We start from the raw sequence: 25,411 nt of genomic DNA, 5'->3' as shown, positions 1-25,411 counted from the left end.
TGAGAATCCCGCCTCAGATTCAACAAAACGACGAAGGAACATCCGACATGGGCGCGCAGTGGAAAGCAAAGGGCAAGGAACTGGCAGCCAACGCCAAGGGCCAGCTGTTCGGCAAACTGGCCAAGGAAATCATGGTGGCGGCACGCGGCGGCGCCGATCCGGCCGCCAACTCCAAGCTGCGCCTGGTGCTGGAACAGGCCCGCAAGGTGTCCATGCCAAAGGACACGCTGGAGCGCGCCATCAAGAAGGGCGCCGGGCTGACCGGTGAATCCGTCAACTTCGAACACGTGATGTACGAAGGCTATGCACCGCATCGGGTGGCGGTGATGGTCGAATGCCTGACCGACAACGTCAATCGCACGGCCCCTGAAATGCGGGTGCTGTTCCGCAAGGGCCAGCTGGGCACCTCCGGTTCGGTGGCCTGGGACTTCGACCACCTGGGCATGATCGAGGCCGAACCCGCCGCCGCCGACGCCGACGCCGAAGTGGCCGCCATCGAAGCCGGCGCACAGGACTTCGAGACGCGTGAAGTGGAAGAGGGCGACGCCAAACCCGTCACCCTGTTCCTGACCGACCCGACCGACCTCGACCTGGTCGCCCGCGCCCTGCCCAACTTCGGTTTCACCGTGCTGTCGATGAAGCTCGGCTACAAACCCAAGAACCCGGTCGACCCGGCGTCGCTCAGCGCCGAAGCGCTGGAAGAAGTCGAAGCCTTCCTGGCCGCCATCGACGCCAACGACGACGTGCAGCAGATGTACGTCGGCCTGGCTGGCTGAGCCTGGCGTGAAACCGCTGGCACCGTCTGCGTTGCAGGCCGTGCATTTCGACCTGGTCACGGTGCGTCTTTTCATCGAGACCGCCGAGACCGGCAGCGTCACCCGCGCGGCCGAGCGCATCGCCCTCGCGCCGGCGGCAGCCTCGCGCCGCCTGAAGGAGCTGGAGCAGCAGTTCGGCGTGCCGCTTTTCCAGCGCCTGCCGCACGGCATGGCCTTGACCGACGCCGGCCGGGCCCTGTTGGCCCATGCCCGCAGCATGGCGCACGCGGTGGCCCGCATGCAGGATGACGCCCAGGCCTTCCGCCAGGGCGACATGGGGGTCGTCCGCATCGCGGCCTGCACATCGGCCGTGCTGCAGTTCCTGCCGCAGGACATCCAGCGCTGTCAGGCGCTGCATCCCGGCATCAAGATCGATCTGCAGGAACTCAACAGCCAGGGTGTGCTGCAGGCGGTCGACCGGGGTGTCGCCGACATCGGCGTGTTCGAAAGCACGGTCGGTGCGGCCGGCCTGCCGACGCAGCCCTATCACCAGGACCGGCTGGTGCTGGTGGTGCGCGCCGACCATGCGCTGGCGTCGCTGCAATCGGTGACGCTGCAGGACTTCATCGATTTCGACGTGATCGGCCTGACCGAAGGCTCGGCCATCTCCACCACGCTGACCCGGCTGGCCGCGCAGGCCCGGCGGCCGCTGCGCATGCGCATCCGGGTGAGCAGTTTCGACAGCATGGCGGCCATGGTGCGAGAGGGCGTAGGTGTGGGTGTGATGCCGCAGATGGTGGCCCGCTCGATTGCCGGCGGCAAGGTGTTCGCCCGCATCCGTATCGAAGGCGACTGGCCGCAGCGCCAGCTGATGCTCTGCCACCAGGCCGATGCAGCGATGTCGCGCGCAGCTTTGGCGACCGTGGCCGTGATGACACCCTAGCGCCACCCACCGGTTTCGCGAAATGCGAAATCAGAGTCAAGAAATGGGCGATGGCGCGGCAGCCGCAGCACTTTTAAAGTCGGCCGGACCGATAAAAAAGCTCCGGAGACAAACCCATGAAATTCGCCCCCGTGAAGGCCTGCGTGCAGGCGGCCGCGCTGCTGGCCTGCATCGCCGTCAACGCCCAGACAGGTTTCCCCAACAAACCGATCCACATCAACGTCGGCGCCTCGGCCGGCGGCGGCACCGACGTGGTGGCCCGTCTCATCGGCGACAAGATGGGGCCGCTGGTCGGCCAGCCCTTCATCATCGACAACCGCCCCGGTGCGGCCAACACCATTGCTGCCGACCTGACCGCCAAGGCCCCGGCCGACGGCTACACCTTGCTCGCCGCGACCAATTCGCCGCAGGTGATTGCGCCGCACCTGATGAAACTCAACTTCGATCCGCTGAAGCAACTGACGCCGCTCGGCATGATCGTGGTGGTGCCGCATGTGCTGATCGTCAACGCCGCGTCGCCCGTCAAGTCGATGCCCGAGCTGATGGCCGAGATCAAGGGCAAGCCCGACAACGTGCGTTATGCCTCGTCGGGCGTCGGCAGCGTGCAGCACATCGCCGGCGAACTGTTCATGGCCGCCACCGGCACGAAGATGGTCCATGTTCCATACAAGGGCAGTTCGCAGGCGCACCAGGACATCCTGGCCGGTCAGGTCGAATTGATGCTCGACACCACCTCGTCGGCCATGGCGCTGATCAAGGCCGGCAAGTTCCGCCCCATCGCAGTGACCACCCCCAAACGCGCTGCAGAACTACCCGATGTGCCGACGCTGGACGAACTCGGAATCAAGGGTGCGGAGATGAGCACCTGGTACGCCATGTACGCACCTGCCGCCACGCCGGCCCCGGTGCTGGACCGTCTGGTGCGCGACTTCAGCAAGACCCTGCAGATGCCCGAGGTGCAGGCAAAACTGAAGGGACTCGGCGGCGAGCCTTCGGCCCTGACCCGCGAACAGTTCGTCGCCTTGCAGGCCGCCGACAACAAACGTTTCGCCGCGCTCATCGAGCAGCGCAACATCAAGCTCGACTGAAGAGACCGCGCATATGAACACCCGCATCGCACTGACCATCGGCGACCCGGCCGGCATCGGCCCGGAGATCGTCGCCAAACTGCTGGCCGACCCGGCCAGCGCCGGCCGCGCCGAAATATTCCTCATCACCACCGACCAGGCGCTGGAAGCCAGCGTGCCGGCCATCCAGCCAGCGCCGAACCTGCACATCGTCGACTGGCCGGGTCGCTCGCTGCGGTTCGAGCCTTCGCAAGCCACGCCCGCGAACGGGAGGTTCATCCTCGACAGCCTGACCTTCGCTACCCGCATGGTGGAAAACGGCGAGGCCGACGCCCTGTGTTTCGCGCCGCTCAACAAGGGCGCAATGCGCCTGGGCGGCATGCAAGAGGAGGACGAAATGCGCTGGTTCGCCAAGCTGCTGCGCTACGACGGCCCGTGCGGTGAATTCAACGTGCTCGGCCCGATGTGGACCGCACGTGTCACTTCGCATGTGGCGCTGAAGCATGTGTCCGATCTGCTCACGCCGCAGGGCGTGGCCGGCGCCATCGGCATGCTGACCCGGGCCTTGCAGGCAGCGGGCAATGCCGAGCCGCGCATCGGTGTGTGCGGTCTCAATCCGCACAACGGCGACAACGGCAACTACGGCACGGAAGAAGGCGACGTGATCATTCCGGGCATCGCCCTGGCGGCTTCACAGGGTCATGCCGCGCAGGGACCGTTCCCGGCGGACACGATCTTCCTGCGCGCCAAAAAAGGCCAGCTGGACGGCATCGTCACCATGTACCACGACCAGGGACAGATCGCGACCAAACTGCTGGGCTTCGACATCGGCGTGACGGTCGAGGGCGGCCTGCCGATCCCGGTCACCACACCCGCGCACGGCACGGCATACGACATCGTCGGCCAGGGCGTTGCACAGGCCACGGCCATGGCCAGCGCCTTCGACCTGGCCTGCCGCATGGGTGCATCGCACCGAGAGCAGCGGCAAGCCCCGCTGGCCATGCCGGCCTGAGCCGGGTTCGTCAGCCGCGGGCCGGAAACTGCTTCAGCAGCACCTCGGCCAGCACGTTGACCGAGCCCTTGCGCCACACGCCGTAGGCCTCCGACCGGGCGCTGACGCCTGACAGCGGCTTGAACACCGTGCCCTGCAGGCCGCAGCGGCGCATGGCTTCGGGCACCAGCGCCACGCCCAGGCCCTGCGACACCAGCGACACCACCGCCAGCCAGTGGCGGGCCTCGTGCCGCAGTTCGGGCCGGAAGCCGGCGTCGGCGCAGATCGACAGGATGCGTTCGTAATAGTCGGGCGACGAGTTACGGGCGAACATCACCAGCGGCTCATCCTTCAGGTCTAAGGGTGAAAGCCTGCGTCTGCCTGCCAGCCGATGATCGGCCGGCAGGCAGCAGACGAACGGCTCCGACAGCAGCAAGCGGCTGTCCAGTGCATCGGGCAGCCGGCTGGTGTGCAGGAAGCTCACATCCAGCCGGTCGTGCATCAGCTCCAGCACCTGCTCGCCCGAATTGAGTTCGGACAGGGTGATCCGCACCGCCGGATGTTCGGCCTGGAAGGTCTTCAGCGCCTGGGGCAGGCCCCGGTACAGCATGGCGCCGACGAAACCCACCCGCAGCCGTCCGGCCAGGCCCGACGCCACGTTGCGGGCTTCGAGCGCGGCTTCTTCCGACTGGGCCAGCAGGCGCCGGGCCGACGCCCGAAGCGCGAGGCCGGCGGCCGTCAGCCGCACCTCCTTGCTGTTGCGGTCGAACAGCCGGGTGCCCACGCTTTCTTCCAGCTGCCGGATGGCGACCGACAGCGGCGGCTGCGAGATGGAGAGCCGCACGGCGGCGCGGCCGAAGTGGAGTTCTTCGGCCAACACGGAAAAATATCGCAGGTGGCGCAGTTCCATCACGGCTCCGTCGATAGTCATTTCAAATTGATCAAGACCTATTCGATATTAGACGTGCATCGAAGAACGGCGGAACATCGACCCCAAAAAGGAGACCGACATGTCGAACGCCTCACCGGTGGCGCAGCCCATCGCCCATCCGATTCCGGATCGCCACGGGCAGAACCTCTTCACCACCGACCACGAACTGCACGGCCTGCTGGCGCTCTACCTGCCCGACGACCTGCTGGGCCATATGCGCCCGCACTTCGAGCGGCTGGGCGGACTGGCCGGCGGACTGCTGGACGAACTGGCGGGCACCGCCGACCGAAATCCGCCGGAACTGGAGCACCGCAGCCGTACCGGGCGCGACGAACAACGCATCGTCAAGCACCCGGCCTATGTGCAGATGGAAAGGCTGGCGTTGAGCGAATTCGGCCTGGGTGCCATGTCGCACCGCGACGAGACGCTGGGCTGGAAGGGGCGCATGCCGCCGCTGGTCAAGTACGTGCTGACCTACCTGTTCGTGCAGGCCGAGTTCGGCCTGTGCTGCCCGGTGTCGATGACCGATTCATTGACCCGCACGCTGCGCAAGTTCGGCAGTCCGGAACTGCTGCGACGCTGCCTGCCCAGCCTCACCTCGCTGGACTTCGACACCCTTTCGCAGGGCGCGATGTTCATGACCGAACAGGCAGCCGGCTCGGACATCGCCGCCACCGCCACCCTGGCCCGGCCCGCCGCCGAAGCCGGCCAGTTCCTGCTGACCGGCGACAAGTGGTTCTGCTCCAACCCCGACGCGGGCTACGCCATGGTGCTGGCCCGCATCGAAGGTGCAGCCGAGGGCATGAAGGGCGTGTCGCTTTTCCTGCTGCCGCGCCGGCTGGACGACGGCAGCCTGAACCACTACCGCATCGTGCGGCTGAAGGACAAGCTGGGTACCCGCTCCATGGCCAGCGGCGAGATTCGCCTTGAAGGAGCGGTGGCCTGGCTGGTCGGCGAGGCCGGCCGGGGTTTCGTGCAGATGGCCGACATGGTCAACAACTCGCGGCTGTCCAACGGCGTGCGCGCCGCCGGGCTGATGCGCCGCGCTGTCGCGGAGGCCGAATTCATCGCCGCGGAGCGCCGCGCCTTCGGCCGGGCGCTGGTCGACATGCCGCTGATGCGCCGCCAGCTCGACAAACTTCGCCTGCCGGCCGAGCAGGCCCGCACCATGGTGTTCCAGACCGCCCGCGCACTGGCGCGTTCGGATGCCGGCGAAGAGGGCGCTTACGCGCTGCTGCGGATCCTCACGCCGCTGCTGAAGTTCCGTGCCTGCCGCGACGCCCGCAAGGTGACCGGCGATGCGATGGAGGTGCGCGGCGGCTGTGGCTACATCGAGGAATGGAGCGACCCCCGCCTGCTGCGCGACGCCCACCTGGGCTCCATCTGGGAAGGCACCAGCAACATCGTGGCGCTGGACGTGATCCGCGCGGTGAAGCGCGAAGGCTCGCTGCCGGTGCTGCGTGCATTCGCGGAAGCCTTGCTGGACGACGCCCGGCCGCATCCGCTGACCGCCGGCTTCGCCCAGGCATTGCGCTCGGCGCTGGGCCGTGCCTGCGACCTCGCCGCCATGGCCGCAGAGCAGGGTGGTGACGTGCTGGCCCGCCAGGCCGCGTCCGCCCTGTACCACTCCACCAGCGCCATCGCCATGGCCTGGGAAGCTGCGGGCACCGGTTCGGCCGAGCGGCTGCGCTGGTCGCAACTGGTGCTGCTGCACCGGTTGCTGCCACGCGATCCGTTGGCCGCCGACGCGGTGCCGGACGACTGGAATCACGACATCACCACAACAACGACAGAAGAGACAAACCATGCATAAACGTTCCTTCCTGCTGGCCGCCACCTGCGCGCTGGCCGCCACCGTCTGCCCATTGGCCGCACAGGCGCAGGCATACCCTTCCAAACCGATAACCCTGGTGATTCCCTTCCCGCCGGGCGGCCCGACCGACGCCATGGCCCGGACGCTGGCGGCCGAAATCCGCGACAAGCTCGGCCAGACCATGGTGGTCGAGAACCGGGCCGGCGCCGGCGGCAACATCGGTGCCGAGTACGTGGCTCGGGCCGAGCCGGACGGCTACACGCTGATGTTCGGCACCTCCGGTCCACTGGCCATCAACGCCAGCCTGTACCGCAAGATCAGCTACGACCCGAGCAAGAGTTTCGCACCCGTCATCCGGGTCGGCCACCTGCCCAACATCCTGGTGGTGCATCCGTCGCTGCCAGTGAAGAACGTGCCGGAACTCATCGCCTATTCGAAGGCTCATCCCGGCACGCTGAGTTATGCATCGTCGGGCAACGGGGCCTCGTCGCATCTGGCCGGCGTGCTGTTCAATTCGGTCGCCGGAACGGACCTGCAGCACATCCCCTACAAAGGCACCGGCCCGGCATTGAACGACCTGCTGGGCGGTCAGGTCGGCATGAGTTTCACCGACATCCTGACCGCCATCCCCTACGTGAAGACCGGCAAGCTTCGGGCGCTCGGCGTGACCACCGCCAGCCGTTCGCAGGCCTTGCCCGATGTGCCCACCGTGGCCGAACAGGGCCTGGCAGGCTATGACGTGAGCGTGTTCTTCGGCATCGTCGCGCCGGCCGGCACGCCCGCCGACCGCATCGCGGTGCTGAACAAGGCCTTTGCATCGGTGCTGGCGACACCCAAGGTGAAAGAACTCTTCGCGTCCCAGGGCCTGGAAGCCGCCACCGACACCAGCCCGCAGGCGCTGGCGAAGTTCATCGCGTCGGAAACCCATAAGTGGGCAGCCGTGGTGAAGCAGTCGGGCGCTCAACTGGACTGAACCGATGAAACAGAACCCTCAGCAGCCGGGCGCACTGGCCGGCATCCGGGTGCTCGACCTGTCGCGCATCCTCGGCGGGCCGTATTGCGGCCAGATCCTGGGCGACCATGGCGCGGATGTGCTGAAGGTCGAACCGCCGCAGGGCGACGACACCCGCACCTGGGGCCCGCCGTTCAAGGACGGCGTGGCTTCGTACTACCGGGGCCTGAACCGCAACAAACGCGGCCTCCGCCTCGATCTGGGCAGCCACGAAGGCCGCGAGGCGCTGCTGCTGCTGCTGGCCGAAGCGGACGTGCTCGTCGAGAACTTCAAGGCCGGCACCATGGAACGCTGGGGCATCGGCTACGACACCCTGCAGGCGCGGTTTCCCCGCCTGGTGTGGTGTCGTGTATCGGGCTTCGGCAGCGACGGCCCGCTGGGCGCATTGCCGGGTTACGACGCGGCGGTGCAGGCCATGACCGGCATCATGAGCATCAACGGCGAAGCCGACGGGGGGCCACTGCGGGTCGGCCTGCCGGTGGTCGACATGGTGACCGGCCTCAACGCCGTTATCGGAGTGCTGCTGGCCCTGCAGGAACGCCAGCGCAGCGGACGCGGGCAACTGGTGGAAGCAGCGCTGTACGACAGCGGGCTTTCGCTGCTGCATCCGCATGCGGCCAACTGGTTCATGGACGAAAAACCGCCGAAACGCACCGGCAACGCCCATCCCAATATCTACCCCTACGACGCCCTGAAGACCGGTACCGAACCGATCTTCGTGGCGGTGGGCAACGACCGGCAGTTCACGGCGTTCTGCCGTTGCATCGGGGTACCGCAGCTGAGCGATGACGAACGTTATGCCCAGGCCGGCGCGCGGTCGGTGAACCGCGCCGAACTCAAGCAGGCCCTGGAATCCGCGCTGTCGAATTTCGACGGGGTGAAACTGGTGGACGAGTTGATGGCGGCCGGCGTTCCCGCCGCACCGGTGCTGGGGGTGGATGCCGCCCTCCAGCATCCGCATACGGCCCATCGCGGAATGGTGGTCGAGATGGAAGGCGGTTATCGCGGACTGGGCTCGCCGGTCAAGCTGAGCCGGACGCCGGCCAGCTACCGGTTCGCTCCGCTGGCCGAAGGCGACACCTTCCTGCCGGACTGAGCCGGCAAACCCGGCCGCGTATCAGCGGTAGAAAGCCTCGACCTTGCCCTTGAGTTTCATCAGCAGGGGTTGGCCCTTGCGGTCGCGGGCCTTGCCGGCCGGGATACGGATCCAGCCTTCGCTGATGCAGTATTCCTCCACGTCGCCACGCTCCTTGTCATTGAAACGGATGCCGATGTCGTGTTCGAAAACGGCGGCATGGTGGTGCGGGCTGCGCGGATCGGCCGACAGGTGGTCGGGCAGGGCGGGACGGGTATCGGTGGCCGGGGCGGGTGTCTGGGTGGTGGTATCGGTCATCCGCCAATTTTGCCTCAGCGCACCGTCGTGGCTTCACTTGTCCGGTCAGGCGCCGGTCGACTGCCGTTCGATGACGCGGAAGCCGATGTCCAGCACCGGCTGTTCGATGGCGACACCGCGGCACCGATCGAGGATCAGCGAGGCGGCGCGCCTGCCGATGCCCGCGCCGTCCACCTGCACGGTGGTGAGCGACGGCTGGGTATGCGCGGCGAAGTCGGCATCGCCGAAACCACAGATGGCCAGGTCCTGCGGCACCCGCAGGCCTCGCGCCAGCGCTTCGACCATCACACCCTGGGCGAGTTGATCGGAGCTGCAATACACGGCCTCCAAGGCCGGCTCCTGCGCCAGCAGCTCGCCCAGCGCACGGCGGCCCAGCGCCAGGTTGCTGGGCGCTGGCACCACGGCGGTCGGCACAGGCCGGCCCACCGCGTCGACGAAAGCCTGGCGTCTCACATGGGCCCGGTGGTCGTCGCCGGTCGCGATGCCCAGCCGGGTCCAGCCCCGGTGCTGAAGAAAACGCGCGACGGCCGCGCCAACCTGCTGATGCGAAAAACCGACCAGCATGTCGACCGGGTCGTGGCTCAGGTCCCAGGTCTCGACCACCGGCAGGCGCATGCGGCGCAGCATGTCGCGGGTCTTGCGGGAATAGATCAGCCCGGTGACGACGATGCCGTCGGGCTGCCGGCCGAGCATGGTGGCCAGCAGCTCGTCTTCGCGCGCGGCGTCGTAGCCGCTCTGGCCCAGGATCACCTGGTAACCGCCCGCATGCAGCGCTTCGGTCATGGCCTGTACCGAAGGCAGGAACTGCTGCACCGAGATGGCCGGCACCAGCGCCGCCACCGTCATGCTGCGGCGCGAACGCAGCCCGCCGGCCAGCCGGTTGGGCAGGTAGCCGGTGGCTTCGACCGCCAGCCGCACTTTCTCGATGGTCCTCGGCGTGACGACTGCAGGGTTGCTGAGCGCCCGCGATGCGGTGATCAGGGACACCCCGGCGGCCCGCGCGACATCATGCAGGGTGGCGGCGCGGTGGTCGGATGCGGTGGTCCTGGCGATAGTTGTCTTCAACGAAAACCCTGAGTCATCGGGCGCCGAACGGCCCGACAAACCGCTATTTTCTCTTCAAAATGACAACGTTGTCATGTCTTTGCCCGGCCAGGGGCGAAACAGGGCGGCGAACAAAACCAAAAGGAGACAACCGCATGAAGAGAATCTGGATGGCAGCCGGCGCCACCGCGCTGGCCCTGGCGGCCCTGCAAACCCCGCTGCAGGCGCAGACCACCAATTGGCCCGACAGGCAGGTCACCCTGGTGGTGCCGTTCCCGCCGGGCGGCAGTACCGACCAGGTGGCCCGTGCGCTGGCGCCCAGGCTGGGTGAAAAGCTCAAACAGAACTTCATCGTCGACAACCGTGCGGGAGCGGCCGGCACCATTGCCGCGGGCATGGTCAAGCGCGCCGCGCCCGACGGCTACACCTTCTTCGTCACCTCGCTTGGCCCGCTGGTCATCGCGCCGCACCTGATGAAGACGCTGCCTTACGACGCACTCAAGGACTTCGACCTGATCACGGTCGCGGTGCAGTCGCCAAACGTGCTGGTGGTGCCGACCGCTTCGCCGCACAAGAGTGTGGCCGACGTCATCGCCTATGAAAAAGCCAACCCCGGCAAGATGAGTTTCGCCTCGTCCGGCAACGGCACCAGCGACCACCTGACCGCCGAACTCTTCTGGCAGGAAACAGGCACCAGGGGCGTCCATGTGCCCTACAAGGGCGGCGCGCCCGCGCATACCGACCTGATGGGCGGCCAGGTCGACGCCTCTTTCCAGAACATCAACGCCGTGGCCCAGTACATCAAGGCCGGCAAGATGCGCGCCCTGGGCATCACCAGCGCGCGGCGGTCGCCGGTGCTGCCCGACGTTCCCACCATGGCCGAGACCGGCGTGAAGAATCTCGAAGTCACCTCGTGGCAGGCCGTCGTCGCCCCGAAGGGCCTGCCCGCCGCCGTGCGTGAAAAAGCCCACCACGCCATCGTCGAGGTGCTGAACGATCCGGCGGTGAAAGACCCGTTCGTGTCGGTCGGCTTCGAGATGGTGGCCAACACCCCGGCGCAGTTCGCCGAATTCCAGCAGGCCGAATTCGCCCGATGGAAAAAGGTCATCGAAGTCGGAAAGATCTCTGTCGAATGAATACCAGCAACCCACTGAACGAACCCGTCGAAGGCGACCGCATTGCCTGGGTGCGCCTGTCCTCGTGTTACCTGCCGCTGGCCAACCCCATCAGCGACGCCAAGGTGCTGACCGGGCGGCAGAAGCCGATGACCGAGATCGCCATGCTGTTCGCCGAAATCGAAACCCGCGACGGCCATCGCGGCCTGGGTTTCAGCTATAGCAAAAGGGCGGGCGGGCCGGGCCAGTTTTCCCATGCCGAAGAGGTGGCGCCCGCATTGCTGGGTGAAGATCCGAACGACATCGCCCGCCTGTGGACCAAACTCTGCTGGGCCGGTGCCTCGGTCGGCCGAAGCGGCCTGGCGGTGCAGGCGCTGGGTGCGTTCGACGTGGCGCTTTACGACCTGAAGGCCCGCCGTGCCGGACTTCCGCTGTCGAAGCTGCTGGGTTCGCACCGCGAGTCGGTGCGTTGCTACAACACCTCGGGCGGATTCCTGCACACGCCGCTCGACCAGCTGCTGGTCAACGCCCAGGCGTCGCTCGACCGGGGGATCGGCGGCATCAAGCTCAAGGTGGGCCAGCCCGACGGCAAGCTCGACATCCAGCGTGTCGAGGCCGTGCGCAGGCACCTGGGCGACGGCGCCAGCATCATGGTGGATGCCAACCAGCAGTGGGACCGGCCGACGGCGCAGCGCATGTGCCGGGTGTTCGAGCCCTACGGCCTGGTGTGGATCGAGGAACCGCTGGACGCGTACGACTTCGAAGGCCATGCAGCCCTGGCCACCACCTTCGACACCCCCATCGCCACCGGCGAGATGCTGACCAGCGCGGCCGAACACGGTGAGCTGATCCGCAACCGGTCATGCGACTTCCTGATGCCCGACGGCCCGCGGGTCGGCGGCATCACGCCGTTCCTCCGGATCGCCGCGCAGGCGGAACAGGCCGGCGTGATGCTGGCGCCGCACTTTGCGATGGAACTGCATGTGCACCTGGCCGCGGCCTACCCGACAGAGCCGTGGGTGGAGCATTTCGACTGGCTGGAGCCGCTGTTCAACGAACGGCTGGAACTGAAGGACGGCCGCATGCTGGTGCCGACCCGGCCGGGCCTTGGACTGAGCCTGACCGACCAGGCCCGCGCCTGGACACGCGATACCGCCGAATTCGGCAAGCGGGCCTGAAACCCGGCCCATGAAGTCACTCGAACGAATCGATAACAGGAGAAAACCGTGCCAATGCAAGAGCAAAAAGATAATCGTCGTCGTTTCCTCAAGGCCGCTTCCGGCGCCGGACTGGCGGTCGCCAGTGGCCTGGCGGGTGCGCAGAGTTTCAGTTTTTCGCCCAACCAGCGTTATCCCGACCCCTCGGTATTCATTCTCGACCCGAGTTTCACCAAATACCGGCTCTACAGCAGCACCGTCGAACAGTTGGGCAGCGGCATGCGCTGGGCGGAGGGGCCGGCTTATTCGTCCGAAGGCGCTTATCTGCTGCTGAGCGACATTCCCAATAACCGGCTGATGAAGTTCGACGAAAAGACCGGCAAGTTTTCGGTCCACAAGACCGGTGTCAATTACACCAACGGCAACGTCTTCGACCGCCAGGGGCGTCTGATCAGTTGCGAGCATTCCGTCACACGGCGGGTGGTCCGTACCGAGAAGAACGGCAAACAGACCGTGCTGGCCGACCGCTTCGAAGGCAAACGCCTGAACGCGCCCAACGATATCGTGGTGCGTTCGGACGACAGCATCTGGTTTACCGACCCGACCTTCGGCATCGGCGGCGAATGGGAAGGTTTCAAGGCCACGCCCGAGCAGGCCACCACCAATGTCTACCGCATCGGCACCGACGGAAAATTGACGGCCGTGATTACCGACCTGGTGAATCCGAACGGCCTGGCGTTTTCTCCCGATGAGAAAAAGCTTTATGTGGTGGAGTGGAAGGGCACGCCCAACCGGAGTATCTGGGCTTACGACGTATCGGCCGACGGAATGTCTGTTTCCGGCAAGACCAAACTGATCGATGCGGACGGTCCGGGCGCGTTCGACGGTTTCAAGGTCGACAAGGACGGCAACCTCTGGTGCGGCTGGGGTTACACCGGTGCGCTGGGTTCCGAGGCGGTCGATATCGGCGGTGGCATGAAGGCCCTGCCGGCACTGGGTAAATCAGAGGAGATGGACGGAGTCAAGATCTTCAACCCCGCCGGCAAACCCATCGGTTTCATCCGCCTGCCCGAACGTTGCCCGAACCTGGTTTTCGGCGGACCGAAACGCAACCGCCTCTACATGGCCAGCAGCCATTCGCTTTACGCGCTTTATGTGGAGGCGCAGGGGGCGGTTTGATCCCACGCCGACATTGTTCCAGTCGGTTGCGGAATGACATGAGTCGACCGGGGCGGCTGCAATTCGGGCCTGCCGTTTTGGCAGGCACCGCGTTGCAGCCCAATGCCCGCCTCGTTTTGCGGACTTGCCCCCCGGACAATTCACAGCTTTTTCCACAGGCTGCGGGGATAAGTTTCCCGGCGCCCGCCCCCGGCCTAACCGCGCTGCAGCACCTTCAGGATGTTCTGCGCCGCACCGACGGCCATGCCGCGCAGGCCGCCGTCGGTGGTGCCCCCGATATGGGGTGTCAGCACAGCGTGGTCGAGGTTCAGCCAGGGTGAATAGTCGGGCAGCGGCTCGGTCACGAAACAGTCCAGCCCCAACTGGAGTTCGCCGGCCCGCAGGCGCGCCTGCATGGCGGCTTCGTCGAACAGCCCGGCGCGAGCGGTGTTGATGACGATGGCGCCCTTGCGAAGCATTGCCAGGCGCGCAGCGGTGAGCAGGCCCCGGGTGCTGTCGTCCAGCGGACAGTGCAGCGAGACGATGTCGCTGCGTTTCAGCAGCGTCTCGAGCGGCAGCAGTTCGACATCGGCGGGCAGGGCGGCGGCGTCCAGAAAAGGGTCGCATACCAGCACCCGCAAGCCGATGGCCTGGGCGAACCGCAGCACCCGGCCGCCGATGGCGCCGCAGCCGACGATGCCCAGCGTGGCGCCCTGCAGTTCCAGGCCCAGGTAACCCGGCTTGTCCCAGTGGCCGCCGTGCATGCGCTGGTCCAGCCACGAGATGCGGCGGGCGCAGGCGAGCATCAGGCCGAGCGCATGTTCGGCCACGGCCTGGCTGTTGGAGCCGATGGCAGCCAGGGCTTCGATGCCCAGGCGGCGGGCGGCCGTCTGGTCGATGGCGTCCATGCCGACGCCGTGGCGCGAGATGACCTTCAGGCGTGGCGATGCCGCGAGCACCCGTTCGTTGAAGAGGCCGTAGCGGGCGAGGATGGCGACCGGCTGTTCGTTTTCGCAGAGGGCCACCAGCTGGTCCTCGGTGAACTTGGCCCCGGTGTAGACCAGCCGGTAGCCGGCGAGCAGGGCGACGGCGTCGGGGTGGATCCTGGCTTCGGTGATGACGATGGTGTCTGGCGTGGCGGTGCTCATGGCGGGGCCTGTTCGGGGGGGCGGGTTTCAGGTGTTCGGTGCGGGCGGCGCGGCGCGGTCCAGCGGGAGGCCGGCCGTGCCGGGTTCGGCGCGCAGCACGGTTCCGTTGGTGGAATCGGTGACGTAGAGGGTGCGCCGGTCGGCGCCGCCGAAAACCAGGTTGGTGATGGATGCGCCGGCCGGGCCGCGCAGCACCAGTTCTGGCTCGGCCCGGGTGTTCAGCACCCACACATAACCCAGGCCGGGGTTGGCGACCAGCAGCCGGCCGCCGGTGTCCACCGCCAGTCCGTCGGGACCGCTGGGGCCGTAGGAGGTGAAGAACTGGCTGACCTTGGCCACGCTACCGTCGGGCAGCAGCGGCACCCGCCAGACGCAGTTGCCCCGTGTCACCGCCAGGTACAGCACCTTCTGGTCGGGCGACAGCGCCACGCCGTTGGGACTGGGAATGTTGCCCAGCAGCAGGTCGAGCTGGCCGCTGGGGCGTAGCCGGTACAGCCGGCCGCTGGGGTCGTGCAGGCCGGTCTGGCCCTGGTCGGTGAAATAGAGGTTGCCTTCGGCGTCGAACACCAGGTCGTTGACGCCCTTGAAACGTTCGCTGTTGCGGCGCTGCAGAAAGGCCTCCACCTTGCCGCTGGCGATGTCCAGCCGCATCAGGCCGTTCTGGTAGTCGGTGATGAGCAGCGTGCGGCTGTCGAGCAGCTTCATGCCGTTGGGCTCGCCGCCGTATTCGGCGATCAGCGTCCATTCGCCGGCGGGGTCGATGCGGAAGATGCGGCCGAAGGGAATGTCGGTCACATACAGGTTGCCGTGCTCGTCGGCCACCGGGCCTTCGAGGAAGGAGTCGGTCGGGTGCCCGCCACGGTTGGCGCGGCTCCAGTCGCTGTGCTGGCGCTGGCGGAAGCGGTCGGGCAGGCGGGTGAAGGATTCGAGCGTGCGGACTTCGGGCGGATTGAGCAGGAACATGGCGATTCGGGGCAAGTCAGTGCGATTCAGGGTGCATGGAGGACGGGTGTGTCGAAGCCGTAGAGCGCGGCGGGGTTATCCACCAGGATGGCATCGCGCTGCGCGTCGCTGGTGCACCAGCGGCGGAACTGGTCCAGCAGCAGGGCGTCGTCCACGCTGCCGGGCGCGGCGGTGGTGTGCGGCCAGTCGCTGCCCCAAAGCATGCGTTGCGGGTTGGCGGCCAGCAGGGCGCTGGCCAGGGCGTCGCGGTCGGCGTAAAGCGGTCCGCCGCTGCGCGATTCCATGTAGGCGCCGGAGAGTTTCATCCAGGTGCGGCCGGCGTCGAGCAGTTGCCGCACCAGGGCGAATGCCGGGCCCCGGCAGCCTTCCTCGGGGCCTATGAGTGCCATGTGGTCGATGACCAGCGGCACCGGCAGCGCCTGCAGCACCGGGGCCAGTTCCAGCAGCTTCGCCGACGGCGCCAGCACCTGGATGTGCCAGCCCAGCTGCGCCACCCTGGTGGCCAGGGTGGCGAGCATGCCGGCGGTGGTCACGCCCCAGGACTGGGGACTGTAGAAGTTCACCCGCAGGCCGCGTATGCCGTGCGCATCGAGCCTCCGGAGTTCGGCCATGCCCACATCTACATCGACCACCGCTACCCCGCGAGCCTGCGAACCCAGCCTGGCCACGGCGTCCAGGGTGCAGCGGTTGTCCACGCCGTAGGTGGACGGCGTCACCACCACCGTGCGGCTGGTGCCCACACGTTGCTGCAGCAGCCGGTAGGCGGGCACATCGGCCACCGGCGGGGTGCGGTGCCAGTGCGGCGAAGCCGGGAAACGCGGGTCGAAGATGTGCATGTGGCTGTCGCAGGCCCCCGCCGGAAGGGCGAGGGAGGGCGCGGCGCCGCCAGCGGAATGGGGTACGTCGGTGTCGGTCTGCATGAGGGCGGGTTCGGTCAGTCCAGCTTGATGTTGCCCTTGCGGATCACCTCGGCCCATTTGGCCTGTTCCTTCTGCAGGAAGGTGCTGAACTCGGCCGGCGTGTTGCCCACGGTCTGCGCACCCATGTCGGCAAAACGTTTCTTCAGTTCCTCGTCCTGCAGCGATTCGGCCACCGCCTTGTGCAGTTGCTGCACCACGGCCGGCGGGGTGCCCGCCGGCAGCAGCAGGCCGTTCCATTCGAAGGCTTCGTAACCGGGCAGGGCAGATTCGGCGACGGTCGGCACCTCGGGCAGCAGTGCCGAGCGTCTGGGCGACGAGATGGCCAGCGCACGCAGCTTGCCGGAGGTGATCAGCGGATAGCTGGCGGCCAGCGTGCTGAACATGAAATCGACCTGGCCGCCCATCACGTCGGAGATGGCGGGGCCGCCGCTCTTGTAGGGCACGTGAACCATGTCCAGGCCCAGCCCCTGGCGGTACAGCTCCGACGCCAGGCGCTGCACCGTGCCGCTGCCGCCCGAGGCGAAATTGATCCTGCCGGGCTCCGCCCGGGCCTTGGCGATCAGCTCCTTCTGGTCCTTCAGCGGGGACTCCTTGCGCACGATCAGCACGTTCGGCGACAGCGACACGAGTGTCAGCGGCTGGAAGCTCTTGTCGCTGAAGCTCAGGTTGGAGAACAGCGCCGGGTTGATGGAGAACGGGGTGGCGTCGTACAGCATGGTGTAGCCGTCCGCCGGTGCTCGGGCCACGAAGGCCTGGCCGATGGTGCCGCTGGCGCCGGGCTTGTTGTCGACGATCACGCTGGTGCCCAGCTTGCTGCCCATGCGCACCGCAAGCTGGCGGGCCAGGGCGTCTGCCGCGCCGCCCGGTGCGTAGGGCACGACGATGGTGATGACCTTGTCGGGGAACGCGGCGTGGGCAGCGCCGGCCACCATGGCGCAGGCGATCACGAGGGATTTGAGGGCGTTTTTCATGGATGTCTCCTGGATGTCTTTCGATGGGCGCGGGCTGGCTTATTCGAGCTTCAGGTCAAGTTCGCGAGCGGTCCTGGTGGCCGCCTTGATCTCGCCGTCGAGTTGCGTGGCGAACCGCTCGCCGCAGGTGTTCTGCGCCTGCATGCCCAGGCCCTTGAGCTTTTCTCCGGTGGCGGGCAGGCGGCTGAAGTCGCTGGCCACGCGGGTCAGTTTCGCCACGATGTCGGCGGGCGTGCCGGCGGGTGCCAGCAGGCCGTACCAGGCGTCTGCCGAATAGCCCTTGACCCCGGACTCCTCGAAGGTCGGCACATCGGGCAGCAGGGCCGAGCGCTGGGGCGATGCCACCGCCAGCGCACGAAGCTTGCCGGTCTGCACCTGGGGCAGCACCGAGCCCAGGGTGGCGAATGAACTGTCCACCTGGCCGCCCATCAGGTCGGTCACGGCCTGGGCCGCGCCCTTGTAGGGGATGTGGTTCATCTTCGTGCCGGTCAGCCGGGTGAACTGCTCGCTGGCGAAATGGCCGCCACTGCCGCTGCCGGGCGTGGCATAGGTGCGCGCGCCGGGCTGGGCGCGCACCTGCTGCAGGAATTCCGCGAGCGACCTGACCGGCATCGCCGGTCCGACCACCAGCACCGTGGGGCTGACGGCCAGGGTGCAGATGGGCGAGAAGGACTTGAGCGCATCGAACCTGACACGTGCGCTGTAGAGCGCCGGGATCATCGTGTGGTTGGTCGCGCCCAGCAGCAGCGTGTAGCCGTCGGCCGGGGCGACCGCCACCACTTCAGCCGCCAGGATGGTGTTGGCGCCGGGTTTGTTGTCCACGATGACCGACTGGCCGAGTGTGCGGCCGGCATAGTCGGCAAAGGCGCGGGCCACCACGTCGGTCGGGCCGCCGGCAGAAAAGCCGACCACCAGGCGGATGGGTTTGGTGGGATATGCAGCGGGCTGCGCGATGGCGGCAGGGGCCACGGCCGAGAGGGTGGAAACGATGGCGCAGCACAAGGCGGCGCGTGCCGAAGCAGGCGAATTCATGTCGGTCTCCTTTTTTATTCATCGCCTGCAAGCGGCAGCGGTGGCTGCCGCTTGCAGGACTCCGTAGCCAGGGCTCAGGCGCTGGCGGTCTGTGGCTGCCGGTCCAGCACGGCCAGCAGGTTGGTGGCCGCTGCCACGCCCATGTTCACGTAGGCATCGCTGGTGACGCCGCCGATGTGCGGGCTGAGGATGAAGTTCGGCTGGCCGTGGAAGATGTGGCCGGCCGTCATCGGCTCGACCGCGAAACTGTCCAGGCCGGCGGCGCGCGCCTGGCCGGACTGCACCGCGGCCAGCAGCGCCGGCTCGTCGATCAGTCCGCCGCGAGCGGTGTTGACCACGATCACGCCGCGCCTGCATTCAGCCAGCGTCCCGGCGTTCAGCAGGCCGCGGTTCTCGTCGGTCAGCGGGCAGTGCAGCGAGATGGCGTCGGCCTCTTTCCAGATGGTGTCCATGTCGACCACGCGGATGTAGTCGGGCAGGTTCCTGGCATACGGGTCGAAGCCGATGACCTTCATGTCCATCGCATGGGCCATTCGCGCAAAACGCTGGCCGATGGCGCCCAGGCCCACCAGGGCGACGGTGCGTCCGCCCAGTTCCAGGCTCTTGTGGGTGGACTTGTCCCAGTGGCCGGCGTGCATGCGGGCGTCCAGCGCGACCACCGACTTGGCGCAGGCCAGCAGCAGTGCCATCGCCTGTTCGGCCACGGCCGCGGCATTGGCGCCGACGGCGGCCACCACCTCGATGCTGCGTTCCCTGGCTGCGGCCTTGTCGATGGAATCGGTGCCGCTGCCGTGCTTGGAAATCACCTTCAGCGAGGGTGCCGCGTCCATGGCGGCGGCGCTCATGCCGTTGTAGCGGACGATGACTGCCGAAGGGTCGTGCTGTCGGCACAGGGCGACGATGTCTTCCTGGGACGGCGTCTTGCCGGCGTACACCATTTCGTAGTCGCCCAGCAGGGCCAGCGCCTGGGGCGCCAGGTCGGCGCCGGTGACCAGGATGCGGGGCTTGGTGGCAGTGCTCACAGCGATTCGCCTTCCTTCAGAACACCGGCGGCGCGCAGGGCGGCGGGCAGCCACTTGGAAGCGGTGTCGCCGCGCGCGATGGCTTCCAGGCGGGCGGCTTCGTCGGCCACCTTCTTCACCGCCAGGTCCATCATGGCGGGCGCTTTTTCACGCTCGATGACGGTCACGCCGTCGGCGTCGCCGACGATCAGGTCGCCCGGGTTGACGGTGACGCCGCCGGCCGAGATGGGGTGGTTGATGCGGCCGGGCACGTACTTGGTCGGGCCGGCGGGGTTGAAGCCGGCGCTGAAGACCGGGAATCCCAGGTCCAGCAGTTCGAGCTTGTCGCGGATGGCGCCGTCGACCACGACACCGGCCAGGCCCAGCTTCTTGCAGGCGCTGAGCATCAGCGTGCCCATCAGGGCGGCGGTCTGGTCGCCCTTGCCGTCGATCACCAGCACGTCGCCGGGTTTCGCCAGCGCGATGGCGGCGTGGATCATCAGGTTGTCGCCGGGGCGCACCTCGACGGTGAAGGCCGGGCCGGCCACGATCATCTTTGCATCGACCGGTGCGACACGGGCGTGCATGGTGCCGCGGCGGCCTGCGACGTCGGCCAGGATGGCGGCCTGGAAGGTCCTGGCTCTGGCGACCACTTCGGGGGATACACGGTCGAATTCACGGACGATTTCTGGAAGCTGGCTCATGGTGCGGATCTGTTGGAGGTGTTGATGGAAGACGGCTCGAGAAGCAGGCGTGCCTGTCTCTTTGAGCCTTGTTCGTGGAGCGTCGGAGAGGGCGGAAAAGCCGGCTGACGCCGGCCGTCCGGGTCAGTCGATGGTGGCGCCGGATTCCTTGACGATCTTTCCCCAGCGCGGGATGTCCGCCTTGAGCAGGGCGGCGAAAGCCTCGGGCGTGCCACCCATCACGTCGCCGCCGTCGGACTTCAGTTTTTCGGCGGCGTCGGGCATCTTCAGCACCTTGTTGATCTCGACGTTGAGGGTCTTGACGATGGCGGGCGGGGTACCGGCCGGCGCCATGATGCCGAACCAGGAAACCGCGTCGAACCCCTTGTAGCCGGACTCGGCCAGCGTCGGCACATCGGGCAATTGTTCGGAGCGTTTGGCCGATGTCACCACCAGCGCGCGGATCTTCTTGTTGCGCACCTGGCCGATGAGCGTCGGCACCGACGAGGCGTACAGGTCGATCTGGCCGCTCATCACGTCGGTCAGCGCCTGGGCGGCGCCCTTGTAGGGCACGTGCTGCAGTTCGATGCCTGCGGCTTTTTCAGCCTGCTCGCTCGACAGGTGGGCCACGGTGCCGTTGCCCGGGTAACCCATGGTCACCTTGCCGGGTTCCTTCTTGGCGGCTGCCACGACGTCGGCGAAGGTCTTGAAACGCGAGGCTTCCGGCACCGCGATGACGATCGGCGAGTTGGACACCACGACCACCGGCACCAGGTCCTTCAGCGGGTCGTAGGGCAGCTTGGTATAGAGCGTCGGGTTGATGGCCAGGTTGCTGGTCTGGCCCATCACCAGCGTGTAGCCGTCGGCCGGCGACTTGGCCGCGGTGTCGACACCGAGGTTGCCACCCGCGCCGGGACGGTTGTCGATGACGATGGTCCATTTGAGCGTGTCGGTCAGCTTCTGTGCGACGGTACGGGCAATCAGGTCGGTGCCGCCGCCGGGCGGGAAGGGCACGATCAGGCGTATGGGCTTGGACGGATAGGCCGCCTGGGCGATGGCGCCGGTGGCGGCGAAGAGAGCGCCGAGCGCGATGGTGGCGGCGATGGCGGTACGTCGATCGACGGCGGTCCTAAAGCTCATTTTTGTCTCCGGTGTGGTTGCATGGCCATCGTTCAGTGGCCGTGGCCGGACTGTAGACAAGCGTTTCGATATATACAATTGCGTTTCGACTGTCGAAATGAGGTGTGTTATGCGAAACGCTGCCAAGGGCAAACCCGAGGTTTCCGCCACCATGCCGGAACCCGATGAAACCGAGATGCCGAGCACCGGAAGTGTGGTGGCCGTCAGCCGTGCCATGCAGTTGCTGGAGGCCTTTGCCCTGGGTGAACCCAAGCTCGGCCTGGGCGAACTGAGCCGGCGTTGCGGCCTGCACAAGACCACCGTGCTGCGCATCGCGCGCACCCTGGCGATGCACCGCTACATGGTCCAGTGCGACGACGGCGAATGGCGGCTGGGGCCTGCCGCCGGTTGGCTGGGCGCGCGCTACCAGTCCGGTTTCGACATCCAGAACGTGATCGAACCCATGCTGCGCGACCTGAGCAAGCTGACCGGCGAAAGCGCTGCCTTCTACGTGCGCGAAGGTGACTTCCGAACCTGCCTGTTCCGGGTCGAAGGCCCGCATCCTCTGCGCCACCATGCCCGCATGGGCGAGGCGCTGCCGCTGGACCGCGGTTCACCCGGCCGGGTGATCCTGGCCTTCACCGGGCAATCCGGAAAGATCTACGAAGCGATCCGCGCACGGGGTTACCACCTCTCGATCGGTGAACGCGAAAAAGGCGTGGCCACCGTGTCCGCGCCGGTATTCGGGCTCAACTGGAAGCTGCTGGGCTCGGTGTGCATTTCAGGGCCTTCATCACGGCTGACCGAAGACCAGTTGACCGCCATGGCACAAGACGTGATGGGTTCGGCCAACCAGCTTTCTTACAGCCTCGCGGGGGCCACGTCGGCCAACACACCGCCGGTGCTGACCACCTGGCATCCCTAGAAGGTTGCGCTGTTGCCTCTTCGGGACTCGACGGTCTCGGCGGGCCCGGTTGCCGGCGCATCGACGCCCTGAGGCAGTCGCTCGAAGTATTCGCCGATCAGCAGAGCCATCAGCACCCGGACTGCGTTGCTGCCGCCGGCGCCTTCGTAGACCCTGGAAACGGCTTCGTCGAAGTCGGGCACCGCGATGAACGCCAGGGGCGCAACGGCGAATTCGCGCGTTTCCGTGCGTGTCTGCAAAACCACCTTGGGCGCGCTCAGGCGGCTTTCGTTGCAGGGCGCCGCAAGCGCCTTGCCGAGCTGCCGGCCGGTGCCTTCGAGCACATGCGCGAAGAAACGGCCGGTCCAGAAGAGGCAACCGGTGACGTTCAGCTTTTTCAGGTTCCCGCGCGAGATGGCGACCAGCCTGCGTCGTTCGGTTTCATCGGCCGTGCACTGGCTGATGGTGAAGATGGTGGCCAGGGAATCGGTGTGCATGCGCCACGGTGGACGCGGCCGCGCCGGCCATTTGTCAGGATTTGACCTATCGGTGCGCCGGCCTGAAGCGACCGTGGCGGGGACGCCGATGCGCACAAGGCTTTCCGACCGTGCGCCGCGGCGAATAATGTCGGAATCCGGAACGTTCGTTCCACTCTTTCAGATCGACCTGAACCATGTCCGTTTCCTCCGCAATCGTCACCGCTTTCGCGCCCACCGGCCGCCTGCGCGCCTCCATCAACCTGGGCAATCCCGTGCTCGCCAATCGTGGCTCCCACGGCGAGCCGGTCGGCGTCTCCATCGACCTGGCGCGTGGGCTGGCAGCCAGGCTGGGTGTCGAAGTGGAACTGCGGGTCTTCGACACCGCGGGCCAGTCGGTCGCCGCGGTCACCGCCGAACAGGCCGACGTCGGTTTCTTCGCCATCGATCCCCTGCGAGGCGAGGGCATCCAGTTCACCGCTGCCTATGTGCTGATCGAAGGTGCCTACCTGGTCGCGAACAGTTCGCCGCTGCAGTCCAACGAAGAAGTCGACCGTCCGGGCCGGCGTGTCGTGGTCGGCAAGGGTAGCGCCTACGACCTGTACCTGACACGCGAAATCAGGCAGGCCGAACTGGTGCGGGCGACCCATTCGCAGGCGGTGGTCGACACTTTTGTCGAAGGCGGTTTCGAAGTGGCCGCCGGTGTGCGCCAGCAACTCGAAGCAGATCTGCTTCGCCATCCCGGCAACCGCCTGCTGCCGGGGCGTTTCATGGTCATCCAGCAGGCGATGGGGCTGCCGAAATCGCGGGGCGACATTGCGGCCGGCTTTCTGCGGACTTTTGTCGAAGAACAGAAGTCGGGCGGTTTCGTGGCGGCAGCGCTGGAGCGCCACGGTGTCCGGGGTGCATCGGTGGCGCCGGCCGCGATGTAGGGCCGCCGCACCGCCGGTCCCGGATCAGTCCGAAGCGGCAGATGCCGGGGCCGTGGCCGCCACCGGCGGCGCCCGCATGAAAGCCGGAATCAGCGCCGGCTCCATCGGGCGGCCGAGGTAATAGCCCTGCATGGCGTCGCAACCGGCTTCCACCAGCAGGTCGAACGCACGCCGGGTCTCCACGCCTTCTCCCAACATGCGGAAACCCAGCGAGTGGCCGAGAAGAATCAGCGACCGCACCAGTTCGAACGAAGCCGGATCGGTCTCCATCGGCCGGACCAGCGACTGGTCGAGCTTGAGCATCTGAACCGGCAGTCCCTGCAGGCAGGACAGGTTGGAATAACCCATGCCGAAGTCGTCGAGCGAAACCTGCGCGCCCATATCGCAGAGTTCGGCCAGGGCAGCCCGCGTTTCGGCGCTGGTCAGCACCGCGTTTTCAGTGCATTCCACATGCAGCCATCGGGGGTCGACCTGTTTGGAGGCGCAGATGCTGCGTACCGATTCGACAAAAGTCGGCTCGTCGAGATTGCGCGACGACACGTTGACCGCCACCGTCAGCCGGATGCCGGCACGTTGCCAGGCCGCCGCCTGCGCCAGCGCCTGGCTCAACGCCCAGCGGGTGAACTCGTGGATGAGTGCTGTCTTCTCGATCAACGGAATGAACTCGCCGGGCGACACGTCGCCATGCACCGGATGGTGCCAGCGCGCCAGGGCTTCGACGCCGGTAAATGCAGCCGCGCCGTAGTTGAACTTGGGTTGATAGACCAGCCGGAACTCACCCCGCGACAGCGCTCCGGAAACTTCCCCCATCAGCTGGTAGGCGCGGGTGTGACCGGCGTCCAGCGTGTCGTCGTGCCAGCAGAATTTTTGCCCGCGGGCGGCGGCTTCCTGCATCGCGGATGTCGCCTTGCGCAAAGCGTCGACGCCGTCGTGCTCGGTGAGGCTGAACTCCACCAGGCCTGCCACGACGTCGAGTTCGACCGCGACACCCCGGCTGTTGAAAGGGCGCTCCAGCCGCTCGATGGTGGCGCGGCAGAAGGCTTCGCGCTCTGCACGGTCGTTGCCGCGCATCTTCACGCAGAACCGGGTTTCACCGACGTGGTACAGCGGCCAGCCGGTGCCGACAATTTCGCGCAGGCGGGCTGCAACGTCACGCAAGGTGGCCTCCAGCGGTTCGCTGCCGACGGCGCGTGCCGTCTCCTGCAGCCTCTGGTGGTCGATCACGTCGATCAGCAGCATCCCGTGGGTCGATCCGGGGTCGACCAGCATGCGCGCCTCGATGTCCTCCGACATCCGCGTGCGGTTCGGCAGGCGGGTGACTTCATTCACCCGACCGGTCTTGCGATGCTGTTCGATCTGGCCCATGACCAGTTCGGCAAGGGTGGACAGTTGCGCCTGTTCCCGTTCGTCGAAGGACTCGCGCGGCTCGTGGTCGATGACACACAGCGTGCCGAGGGCTTCGCCCGACGCCAGGATAAGCGGCGCGCCGGCATAGAAACGGATGTGGGGAAAGCCTGTCACCAGGGGGTTGCCTGCGAACCGCGGGTCGCGGGTGGTGTTCAGGACCACCATCACGCCGGACTGCCCGATGGCATGGCTGCAGAACGAAAACTCGCGTTCGGTCTGTTGGGTGTCCAGGCCGTGCCGCGACTTGAACCACTGGCGGTCGGAATCGACCAGCGAGATCAGCGCGATCGGGGCCTTGAACATCAGGCTGGCCAGCCTGGTGATCTGGTCGAACGATTCGGTCGGCTGGCTGTCGAGCAGCTGCAGGCCGCGCAATGCCTGGATGCGCGCCGGTTCGGCGGTGCACTCCGGCACGGCCGCCGGTCCGGGGAATGTCTTGGGGAGGGTCATGTCGGCAGGGGCAGGAGCAGGGTCCG

At 66.9% G+C, this 25,411-nt stretch carries 25 protein-coding genes; 12 read left to right on the top strand and 13 right to left on the bottom strand.

Features of this window, described 5'->3' with window-relative positions; genetic code table 11:
- The first annotated feature begins 47 nt into the window (after window positions 1-47).
- The 4 genes from AC3ANW_RS10880 to AC3ANW_RS10865 all read left to right on the top strand — a co-directional run bounded on the left by AC3ANW_RS10880 (window position 48) and on the right by AC3ANW_RS10865 (window position 3,777).
- Window positions 48-776, top strand: a complete 729-nt coding sequence (locus tag AC3ANW_RS10880; protein WP_488345185.1) for a YebC/PmpR family DNA-binding transcriptional regulator — start codon at window positions 48-50, stop codon at window positions 774-776.
- Window positions 777-783: 7 nt separating this feature from the next.
- On the top strand, window positions 784-1,698 hold the full coding sequence (locus AC3ANW_RS10875; RefSeq protein WP_488345184.1) for a LysR family transcriptional regulator: 915 nt from the start codon (window positions 784-786) through the stop codon (window positions 1,696-1,698).
- 116 nt (window positions 1,699-1,814) lie between these two features.
- Complete coding sequence (locus tag AC3ANW_RS10870; RefSeq protein WP_488345183.1) at window positions 1,815-2,786, top strand: Bug family tripartite tricarboxylate transporter substrate binding protein; 972 nt, start codon at window positions 1,815-1,817, stop codon at window positions 2,784-2,786.
- Window positions 2,787-2,799: 13 nt separating this feature from the next.
- Entirely contained in the window at window positions 2,800-3,777 is a 978-nt protein-coding gene (locus tag AC3ANW_RS10865) for a 4-hydroxythreonine-4-phosphate dehydrogenase PdxA (protein ID WP_488345182.1), read from the top strand.
- A gap of 10 nt (window positions 3,778-3,787) precedes the next feature.
- Here the strand turns inward: AC3ANW_RS10865 and AC3ANW_RS10860 are convergent, their stop codons facing one another.
- Window positions 3,788-4,666 carry a LysR family transcriptional regulator gene (locus AC3ANW_RS10860; protein ID WP_488345404.1) on the bottom strand — a complete coding sequence of 293 codons (879 nt, stop codon included), beginning with the start codon at window positions 4,664-4,666 and terminating at the stop codon, window positions 3,788-3,790.
- Between the two features lie 100 nt (window positions 4,667-4,766).
- Between AC3ANW_RS10860 and AC3ANW_RS10855 the strand changes: the two genes are divergently transcribed.
- The 3 genes from AC3ANW_RS10855 to AC3ANW_RS10845 are packed head-to-tail and all read left to right on the top strand — an operon-like array spanning window position 4,767 to window position 8,608.
- Window positions 4,767-6,500 carry an acyl-CoA dehydrogenase family protein gene (locus AC3ANW_RS10855; RefSeq protein ID WP_488345181.1) on the top strand — a complete coding sequence of 578 codons (1,734 nt, stop codon included), beginning with the start codon at window positions 4,767-4,769 and terminating at the stop codon, window positions 6,498-6,500.
- Complete coding sequence (locus AC3ANW_RS10850) at window positions 6,493-7,473, top strand: Bug family tripartite tricarboxylate transporter substrate binding protein (protein WP_488345180.1); 981 nt, start codon at window positions 6,493-6,495, stop codon at window positions 7,471-7,473. Before AC3ANW_RS10855 ends, AC3ANW_RS10850 begins: the two co-directional genes overlap by 8 nt.
- Before the next feature lie 4 nt (window positions 7,474-7,477).
- A complete protein-coding gene (locus AC3ANW_RS10845) occupies window positions 7,478-8,608 on the top strand; it encodes a CaiB/BaiF CoA transferase family protein (RefSeq protein WP_488345179.1) in 1,131 nt (376 codons plus the stop codon).
- A gap of 21 nt (window positions 8,609-8,629) precedes the next feature.
- On the opposite strand, the gene AC3ANW_RS10840 is transcribed toward AC3ANW_RS10845, so the two are convergent.
- Together AC3ANW_RS10840 and AC3ANW_RS10835 are read right to left on the bottom strand one after the other, a co-directional pair.
- A complete protein-coding gene (locus tag AC3ANW_RS10840) occupies window positions 8,630-8,905 on the bottom strand; it encodes a DUF3297 family protein (protein WP_488345178.1) in 276 nt (91 codons plus the stop codon).
- A 45-nt stretch (window positions 8,906-8,950) separates the two neighbouring features.
- Window positions 8,951-9,970 carry a LacI family DNA-binding transcriptional regulator gene (locus AC3ANW_RS10835; protein ID WP_488345177.1) on the bottom strand — a complete coding sequence of 340 codons (1,020 nt, stop codon included), beginning with the start codon at window positions 9,968-9,970 and terminating at the stop codon, window positions 8,951-8,953.
- Between the two features lie 134 nt (window positions 9,971-10,104).
- Between AC3ANW_RS10835 and AC3ANW_RS10830 the strand changes: the two genes are divergently transcribed.
- Genes AC3ANW_RS10830 through AC3ANW_RS10820 form a run of 3 tightly spaced genes read left to right on the top strand, consistent with a single transcriptional unit; the run spans window position 10,105 to window position 13,400 of the window.
- On the top strand, window positions 10,105-11,085 hold the full coding sequence (locus tag AC3ANW_RS10830) for a Bug family tripartite tricarboxylate transporter substrate binding protein (protein ID WP_488345176.1): 981 nt from the start codon (window positions 10,105-10,107) through the stop codon (window positions 11,083-11,085).
- Window positions 11,082-12,242 carry an L-talarate/galactarate dehydratase gene (locus AC3ANW_RS10825; protein ID WP_488345175.1) on the top strand — a complete coding sequence of 387 codons (1,161 nt, stop codon included), beginning with the start codon at window positions 11,082-11,084 and terminating at the stop codon, window positions 12,240-12,242. The genes AC3ANW_RS10830 and AC3ANW_RS10825 overlap by 4 nt, the downstream gene beginning before the upstream one ends.
- Window positions 12,243-12,296: 54 nt before the next feature.
- Window positions 12,297-13,400 carry an SMP-30/gluconolactonase/LRE family protein gene (locus AC3ANW_RS10820; protein WP_488345403.1) on the top strand — a complete coding sequence of 368 codons (1,104 nt, stop codon included), beginning with the start codon at window positions 12,297-12,299 and terminating at the stop codon, window positions 13,398-13,400.
- 194 nt (window positions 13,401-13,594) lie between these two features.
- On the opposite strand, the gene AC3ANW_RS10815 is transcribed toward AC3ANW_RS10820, so the two are convergent.
- The 8 genes from AC3ANW_RS10815 to AC3ANW_RS10780 all read right to left on the bottom strand — a co-directional run bounded on the left by AC3ANW_RS10815 (window position 13,595) and on the right by AC3ANW_RS10780 (window position 21,237).
- Window positions 13,595-14,527 (bottom strand): hydroxyacid dehydrogenase, encoded by a 933-nt coding sequence (locus AC3ANW_RS10815; protein WP_488345174.1) that lies wholly within the window; start codon window positions 14,525-14,527, stop codon window positions 13,595-13,597.
- A 27-nt stretch (window positions 14,528-14,554) separates the two neighbouring features.
- Window positions 14,555-15,490 (bottom strand): SMP-30/gluconolactonase/LRE family protein, encoded by a 936-nt coding sequence (locus AC3ANW_RS10810; protein ID WP_488345402.1) that lies wholly within the window; start codon window positions 15,488-15,490, stop codon window positions 14,555-14,557.
- Between the two features lie 26 nt (window positions 15,491-15,516).
- Window positions 15,517-16,410, bottom strand: coding sequence for an amidohydrolase family protein (locus tag AC3ANW_RS10805; RefSeq protein ID WP_488345173.1), 894 nt, complete (start codon window positions 16,408-16,410; stop codon window positions 15,517-15,519).
- Between the two features lie 14 nt (window positions 16,411-16,424).
- Complete coding sequence (locus AC3ANW_RS10800) at window positions 16,425-17,381, bottom strand: tripartite tricarboxylate transporter substrate binding protein (protein ID WP_488345172.1); 957 nt, start codon at window positions 17,379-17,381, stop codon at window positions 16,425-16,427.
- Between the two features lie 39 nt (window positions 17,382-17,420).
- Window positions 17,421-18,413, bottom strand: coding sequence for a tripartite tricarboxylate transporter substrate binding protein (locus AC3ANW_RS10795; RefSeq protein WP_488345171.1), 993 nt, complete (start codon window positions 18,411-18,413; stop codon window positions 17,421-17,423).
- A 74-nt stretch (window positions 18,414-18,487) separates the two neighbouring features.
- Window positions 18,488-19,435: an NAD(P)-dependent oxidoreductase gene (locus tag AC3ANW_RS10790; protein WP_488345170.1), complete on the bottom strand. Its 948-nt coding sequence runs from the start codon at window positions 19,433-19,435 to the stop codon at window positions 18,488-18,490.
- On the bottom strand, window positions 19,432-20,118 hold the full coding sequence (locus tag AC3ANW_RS10785) for an RraA family protein (protein WP_488345169.1): 687 nt from the start codon (window positions 20,116-20,118) through the stop codon (window positions 19,432-19,434). The genes AC3ANW_RS10790 and AC3ANW_RS10785 overlap by 4 nt, the downstream gene beginning before the upstream one ends.
- A 123-nt stretch (window positions 20,119-20,241) precedes the next feature.
- A complete protein-coding gene (locus tag AC3ANW_RS10780; protein ID WP_488345168.1) occupies window positions 20,242-21,237 on the bottom strand; it encodes a Bug family tripartite tricarboxylate transporter substrate binding protein in 996 nt (331 codons plus the stop codon).
- A 151-nt stretch (window positions 21,238-21,388) separates the two neighbouring features.
- Between AC3ANW_RS10780 and AC3ANW_RS10775 the strand changes: the two genes are divergently transcribed.
- Window positions 21,389-22,141, top strand: a complete 753-nt coding sequence (locus AC3ANW_RS10775) for an IclR family transcriptional regulator (protein ID WP_488345401.1) — start codon at window positions 21,389-21,391, stop codon at window positions 22,139-22,141.
- On the opposite strand, the gene AC3ANW_RS10770 is transcribed toward AC3ANW_RS10775, so the two are convergent.
- Window positions 22,138-22,617 carry a BLUF domain-containing protein gene (locus AC3ANW_RS10770; RefSeq protein ID WP_488345167.1) on the bottom strand — a complete coding sequence of 160 codons (480 nt, stop codon included), beginning with the start codon at window positions 22,615-22,617 and terminating at the stop codon, window positions 22,138-22,140. The genes AC3ANW_RS10775 and AC3ANW_RS10770 overlap by 4 nt on opposite strands.
- Before the next feature lie 176 nt (window positions 22,618-22,793).
- Here AC3ANW_RS10770 and AC3ANW_RS10765 point away from each other — a divergent pair, with 176 nt between their 5' ends.
- The gene (locus tag AC3ANW_RS10765) at window positions 22,794-23,528 is read left to right on the top strand and encodes an ABC transporter substrate-binding protein (RefSeq protein ID WP_488345166.1); all 735 of its coding nucleotides are present in this window, start codon (window positions 22,794-22,796) and stop codon (window positions 23,526-23,528) included.
- A gap of 24 nt (window positions 23,529-23,552) precedes the next feature.
- On the opposite strand, the gene AC3ANW_RS10760 is transcribed toward AC3ANW_RS10765, so the two are convergent.
- Window positions 23,553-25,385: an EAL domain-containing protein gene (locus AC3ANW_RS10760; RefSeq protein WP_488345165.1), complete on the bottom strand. Its 1,833-nt coding sequence runs from the start codon at window positions 25,383-25,385 to the stop codon at window positions 23,553-23,555.
- Window positions 25,386-25,411: the final 26 nt, after the last annotated feature.

This window comes from Xylophilus sp. PBN-3R (assembly GCF_057747805.1).
Note: the sequence above shows the minus strand (reverse complement) of the source record. Positions and strands in the feature narration are given on the sequence as shown.

Coding starts and splice junctions, on each gene's coding strand:
- AC3ANW_RS10810 (WP_488345402.1), bottom strand. CDS start 15,490: ATGTTCCTGCTCAATCCGCCCGAAGTCCGCACGCTCGAATCCTTCACC.
- AC3ANW_RS10805 (WP_488345173.1), bottom strand. CDS start 16,410: ATGCAGACCGACACCGACGTACCCCATTCCGCTGGCGGCGCCGCGCCC.
- AC3ANW_RS10825 (WP_488345175.1), top strand. CDS start 11,082: ATGAATACCAGCAACCCACTGAACGAACCCGTCGAAGGCGACCGCATT.
- AC3ANW_RS10795 (WP_488345171.1), bottom strand. CDS start 18,413: ATGAATTCGCCTGCTTCGGCACGCGCCGCCTTGTGCTGCGCCATCGTT.
- AC3ANW_RS10855 (WP_488345181.1), top strand. CDS start 4,767: ATGTCGAACGCCTCACCGGTGGCGCAGCCCATCGCCCATCCGATTCCG.
- AC3ANW_RS10840 (WP_488345178.1), bottom strand. CDS start 8,905: ATGACCGATACCACCACCCAGACACCCGCCCCGGCCACCGATACCCGT.
- AC3ANW_RS10830 (WP_488345176.1), top strand. CDS start 10,105: ATGAAGAGAATCTGGATGGCAGCCGGCGCCACCGCGCTGGCCCTGGCG.
- AC3ANW_RS10815 (WP_488345174.1), bottom strand. CDS start 14,527: ATGAGCACCGCCACGCCAGACACCATCGTCATCACCGAAGCCAGGATC.
- AC3ANW_RS10760 (WP_488345165.1), bottom strand. CDS start 25,385: ATGACCCTCCCCAAGACATTCCCCGGACCGGCGGCCGTGCCGGAGTGC.
- AC3ANW_RS10765 (WP_488345166.1), top strand. CDS start 22,794: ATGTCCGTTTCCTCCGCAATCGTCACCGCTTTCGCGCCCACCGGCCGC.
- AC3ANW_RS10775 (WP_488345401.1), top strand. CDS start 21,389: ATGCCGGAACCCGATGAAACCGAGATGCCGAGCACCGGAAGTGTGGTG.
- AC3ANW_RS10785 (WP_488345169.1), bottom strand. CDS start 20,118: ATGAGCCAGCTTCCAGAAATCGTCCGTGAATTCGACCGTGTATCCCCC.
- AC3ANW_RS10865 (WP_488345182.1), top strand. CDS start 2,800: ATGAACACCCGCATCGCACTGACCATCGGCGACCCGGCCGGCATCGGC.
- AC3ANW_RS10770 (WP_488345167.1), bottom strand. CDS start 22,617: ATGCACACCGATTCCCTGGCCACCATCTTCACCATCAGCCAGTGCACG.
- AC3ANW_RS10860 (WP_488345404.1), bottom strand. CDS start 4,666: ATGGAACTGCGCCACCTGCGATATTTTTCCGTGTTGGCCGAAGAACTC.
- AC3ANW_RS10780 (WP_488345168.1), bottom strand. CDS start 21,237: ATGAGCTTTAGGACCGCCGTCGATCGACGTACCGCCATCGCCGCCACC.
- AC3ANW_RS10880 (WP_488345185.1), top strand. CDS start 48: ATGGGCGCGCAGTGGAAAGCAAAGGGCAAGGAACTGGCAGCCAACGCC.
- AC3ANW_RS10845 (WP_488345179.1), top strand. CDS start 7,478: ATGAAACAGAACCCTCAGCAGCCGGGCGCACTGGCCGGCATCCGGGTG.
- AC3ANW_RS10800 (WP_488345172.1), bottom strand. CDS start 17,381: ATGAAAAACGCCCTCAAATCCCTCGTGATCGCCTGCGCCATGGTGGCC.
- AC3ANW_RS10870 (WP_488345183.1), top strand. CDS start 1,815: ATGAAATTCGCCCCCGTGAAGGCCTGCGTGCAGGCGGCCGCGCTGCTG.
- AC3ANW_RS10820 (WP_488345403.1), top strand. CDS start 12,297: ATGCAAGAGCAAAAAGATAATCGTCGTCGTTTCCTCAAGGCCGCTTCC.
- AC3ANW_RS10850 (WP_488345180.1), top strand. CDS start 6,493: ATGCATAAACGTTCCTTCCTGCTGGCCGCCACCTGCGCGCTGGCCGCC.